Below are 4112 nucleotides of genomic sequence, written 5' to 3'. Positions count from 1 at the left end.
ATCGCCAAGGACACCATTCCGAACTTCACCAAACAGACCGGCGTCCAGGTCAAATACGACAACTACGACAGCGACGACACGCTGCAAGCCAAGCTCCTCACCGGCAATTCCGGCTACGACATCGTCGTGCCGACCAGCAATTACGCCGGCAAGCAGATCGCAGCCGGCATCTTCGCGCCGCTCGACAAATCGAAGCTGCCGAATCTGAAGTACCTCGATCCCTCGTTGATGGCTCTCGTGGCCGGCGCCGATCCGGGCAACAAGTACACCGTGCCCTGGGCATACGGCACGACCGGGCTCGGCTACAACGTCACCAAGGTGCAGCAGATCCTTGGCAAGAACGTGCCCCTCGACAACTGGGACATTCTCTTCAAGCCGGAAAACATTTCGAAGCTGAAGGCCTGCGGCGTGTCCGTGCTCGACGCGCCGGACCAGATGTTCGCCGCCGCGCTGCACTACATCGGCAAGGATCCGGCGAGCACGAACCCGGCCGACTATCGCGCCGCGCTCGAGATGATGAAGAAGATCCGCCCGTACATCACGCAGTTCAACTCGTCGGGCTACATCAATGACCTGGTCGGCGGCGACGTGTGCTTCGCCTACGGCTGGTCGGGCGACGTCGTGATCGCCAAGCATCGCGCGCTCGAAGCGAAGAAACCGTTCAAGGTGGAGTACTACATTCCGAAGGGCGGCGCGCCGGTGTGGTTCGACGTGATGGCGATTCCGAAAGACGCGAAAAACAAGGAAGCCGCGCTCGAGTGGATCAACTACATCGAAACGCCGCAGGTTCACGCCGCGATCACCAACGCCGTCTACTATCCGAGCGCCAATCTCGAAGCGCGCAAGTATGTGGACAAGGACGTCGCGAGCGACCCGGCGGTGTACCCGCCGGCCGACGTCATCAAGACGCTGTTCCTGTTGAAGCCGCTGCCGCCGGAAATCCAGCGTCTGCAAACGCGCCTGTGGACGGAATTCAAGTCCGGCCGCTGAAGCGCGGCAGAGTGAACGGGTAAGCATCATCATGAAGCCCTCGGTGTCCACCGGGGGCTTTGTTCGTCAAACGCCGGAGTAATGCATTGTGATGAGTAGTGACCAGTCGGGCGCCCTGGCGGGGACCGCCGCGCCGTTCCCGCGCCTGAAGGCCGAAGCGGGCGATGCGGCAGAGAACTTCGTCCAGATCGTCGACGTCGTGAAGAAGTTCGGCGAGACCGAGGCGGTCAAAGGGGTCAACCTGTCGGTGAAAAAGGGCGAGCTGTTCGCGCTGCTCGGCAGTTCCGGCTGCGGCAAATCGACCTTGTTGCGCATGCTGGCCGGGCTCGAATCGATCACGTCGGGCAAGATTCTGATCGACGGCGAGGACCTCGCGCAATTGCCGCCTTATCGTCGGCCGGTCAACATGATGTTCCAGTCGTACGCGCTGTTTCCGCACATGACGGTCGAGGCCAACGTCGCTTTCGGCCTGAAGCAGGAAGGCGTGCCGAAATCCGAACTGAAGGGTCGCGTGCAGAGCGCGCTCGATCTCGTGCAGATGGGCCGCTTTGCGAAGCGCAAGCCGCATCAGCTTTCCGGCGGCCAGCAGCAACGTGTGGCGCTCGCGCGTTCGCTCGTCAAGCGGCCGAAGCTGTTGTTGCTCGACGAACCGATGTCCGCGCTCGACAAACAGATTCGTCAGCGCACGCAGATCGAACTGGTCAACATTCTCGACAAGGTCGGCGTGACCTGCATGATGGTCACGCACGACCAGGAAGAGGCCATGACCATGGCGGACCGCCTTGCCGTGATGAGCGAAGGCGAGATCATCCAGCTCGGCACGCCGCACGAAGTGTACGAATATCCGAACAGCCGCTTTTCGGCCGAGTTCATCGGCTCGACCAATCTGTTCGAAGGCCATACCGTCGAAGACGAACCCGATCACGTATTCATCGAAACGCCCGACCTGCCGGTTCGCCTCTACGTGAATCACGGCATTACCGGGCCGCTCGGCATGCCGGTGACGATCTCGGTGCGTCCCGAGCGCATCGCGCTCACCCGCAAGCCGCCCGAAGGCGCGTACAACTGGGGCAAGGGCGTCGTCACGAATATTGCGTACATGGGCGGCTATTCGCTGTATCACGTGAAGCTCGGCGCCGGCAAAACGGTGATCGCCAACGTGACGAGCCTTGCCTTGACGGAGATCGATTCGCCTACCTGGGGCGACGAAGTCTATGTGCGCTGGAGCGCATCGGCTGGCGTGGTGCTGACGTCATGAAGCGCTCGATCAGTGCTCTCGCGTCGTGGCCGGTGCGCCGTTTCAATCTGACCGGCCGCACCGCGGTGGTGGCCGGCCCGTTCATCTGGCTGCTGCTGTTTTTCCTCGTGCCGTTCCTGCTGGTCGTGAAGATCAGCTTCGCGGATTTGCAACTGGGCATTCCGCCGTATACGGAACTCACCACGTTCTCGGATGGTGTGATTCACGTCGCGCTGGACCTGTCGCATTACGCATTCCTGCTGACCGACAGTCTGTATTTCGCGACCTATGTGAATTCCGTGGTGGTCGCGGCGATCTCCACGTTGCTGTGTTTGCTGATTGGTTACCCGATGGCGTACTACATTGCGCGATCGAATCCGGCGAGCCGCAATCTGCTGATGATGGCCGTGATGTTGCCGTTCTGGACGTCGTTTCTGATTCGCGTGTATGCGTGGATCGGAATTCTGAAGAACAACGGTTTGCTGAACAACTTTCTGATGTCGATCGGGCTGATCCATACGCCGATCGAGTTGTATCACACGAATACCGCGGTCTATATCGGCATGGTCTATTCGTATCTGCCGTTTCTCGTGATGCCGCTGTATGCGCACCTGGTGAAGATGGACATGACGTTGCTGGAAGCCGCCTACGACCTCGGCGCGAAGCCGTGGCGGGCGTTCTGGCAGATCACCTTGCCGCTGTCGAAGAACGGCATCATTGCCGGCTGCCTGCTGGTGTTCATTCCGGCGGTGGGTGAGTACGTGATTCCGGAATTGCTGGGTGGCGCGAACACGCTGATGATTGGCCGCGTGATGTGGAATGAGTTCTTCGACAATGCCGATTGGCCGATGGCATCTGCCGTGACATGTGCGATGGTCTTGTTGTTATTGGTGCCGATGGCGTTTTTCCAGTACGCGCAGGCGAAGGCGATGGAGGAAAGGCGCTGATGAAACCAAACCGGATTTTGCAGTTCATCGCGTTGGGGATCGGGTTTCTGTTTCTCTACATTCCGATTGTGAGTCTGGTTGTTTATTCGTTCAACGAGTCGCAACTGGTCACGGTGTGGACGCGGTTTTCCACGCGCTGGTATGCGGCGTTGTTGCAGGACGACGAGTTGATTGCGGCTGCGTGGTTGTCGCTGCGGGTGGCTTTGTTGACGGCGTTTGCTTCGGTGATTATCGGCACGTGGGCGGGGTTTGTTCTGGCGCGGATGGGGCGGTTTCGTGGGTTTACGCTCTATACCGGGATGATCAATGCGCCGTTGGTGATTCCCGAGGTGATTCAGGGGATCTCGCTGCTGCTGTTGTTCATCGAAATGGCCAAGTGGTTGGGATGGCCTGCCGGGCGTGGCGTTTTCACGATCTGGATCGGGCATGTGATGTTGTGTATTTCTTATGTGGCGATCATCGTGCAGTCGCGGGTGAAGGAGTTGAATCCTTCTCTTGAGGAGGCCGCGCTTGATCTTGGGGCTACGCCGGTTAAGGTGTTTTTCTTTATTACGTTGCCGTTGATTTCGCAGGCTCTGGTTTCTGGGTGGTTGTTGTCGTTTACTTTGTCTATCGACGATCTGGTGTTGTCGGCGTTTCTGTCCGGGCCTGGGTCGACGACGCTGCCGCTCGTTGTTTTTTCTCGGGTTCGGCTTGGGTTGAATCCTGAGATGAATGCGCTTGCTACGTTGTTTATTGCTGTTGTTACTGTTGGGGTTGTGGTGGCTAATTATTTTATGCAGCGGGCGGAGAGGAAGAGGGGGGTGATGGCGGGGTAGTTTTTTTTTGCATGCGCGGCGCTTTGTCTGTATGCCTATGGCGTTGGCCTTTTCTTGATCTGACTTCTTGGCCTTTCCTTGATTTTTTGGTGGTCTATTAGCGTCGCCCCTGTGCGGGGC

Annotated in this window: 4 protein-coding genes; all 4 read left to right on the top strand. The window is 58.7% G+C overall.

Annotated features, from left to right (window positions below):
• Window positions 1-990 (top strand): polyamine ABC transporter substrate-binding protein (locus tag QOC89_RS00540; protein WP_323043235.1); only part of this gene is annotated, 990 nt, incomplete at its 5' end.
• A 91-nt stretch (window positions 991-1081) separates the two neighbouring features.
• A complete protein-coding gene (locus QOC89_RS00535) occupies window positions 1082-2248 on the top strand; it encodes an ABC transporter ATP-binding protein (protein WP_323043234.1) in 1167 nt (388 codons plus the stop codon).
• A complete protein-coding gene (locus QOC89_RS00530; RefSeq protein WP_323043233.1) occupies window positions 2245-3174 on the top strand; it encodes an ABC transporter permease subunit in 930 nt (309 codons plus the stop codon). The genes QOC89_RS00535 and QOC89_RS00530 overlap by 4 nt, the downstream gene beginning before the upstream one ends.
• A complete protein-coding gene (locus QOC89_RS00525) occupies window positions 3174-3992 on the top strand; it encodes an ABC transporter permease subunit (protein WP_323043232.1) in 819 nt (272 codons plus the stop codon). Before QOC89_RS00530 ends, QOC89_RS00525 begins: the two co-directional genes overlap by 1 nt.
• The last annotated feature ends 120 nt before the right edge of the window (window positions 3993-4112 follow it).

This window comes from Paraburkholderia sp. (assembly GCF_034668105.1).
In the GTDB taxonomy this organism is placed as follows: domain Bacteria; phylum Pseudomonadota; class Gammaproteobacteria; order Burkholderiales; family Burkholderiaceae; genus Paraburkholderia.
Note: the sequence above shows the minus strand (reverse complement) of the source record. Positions and strands in the feature narration are given on the sequence as shown.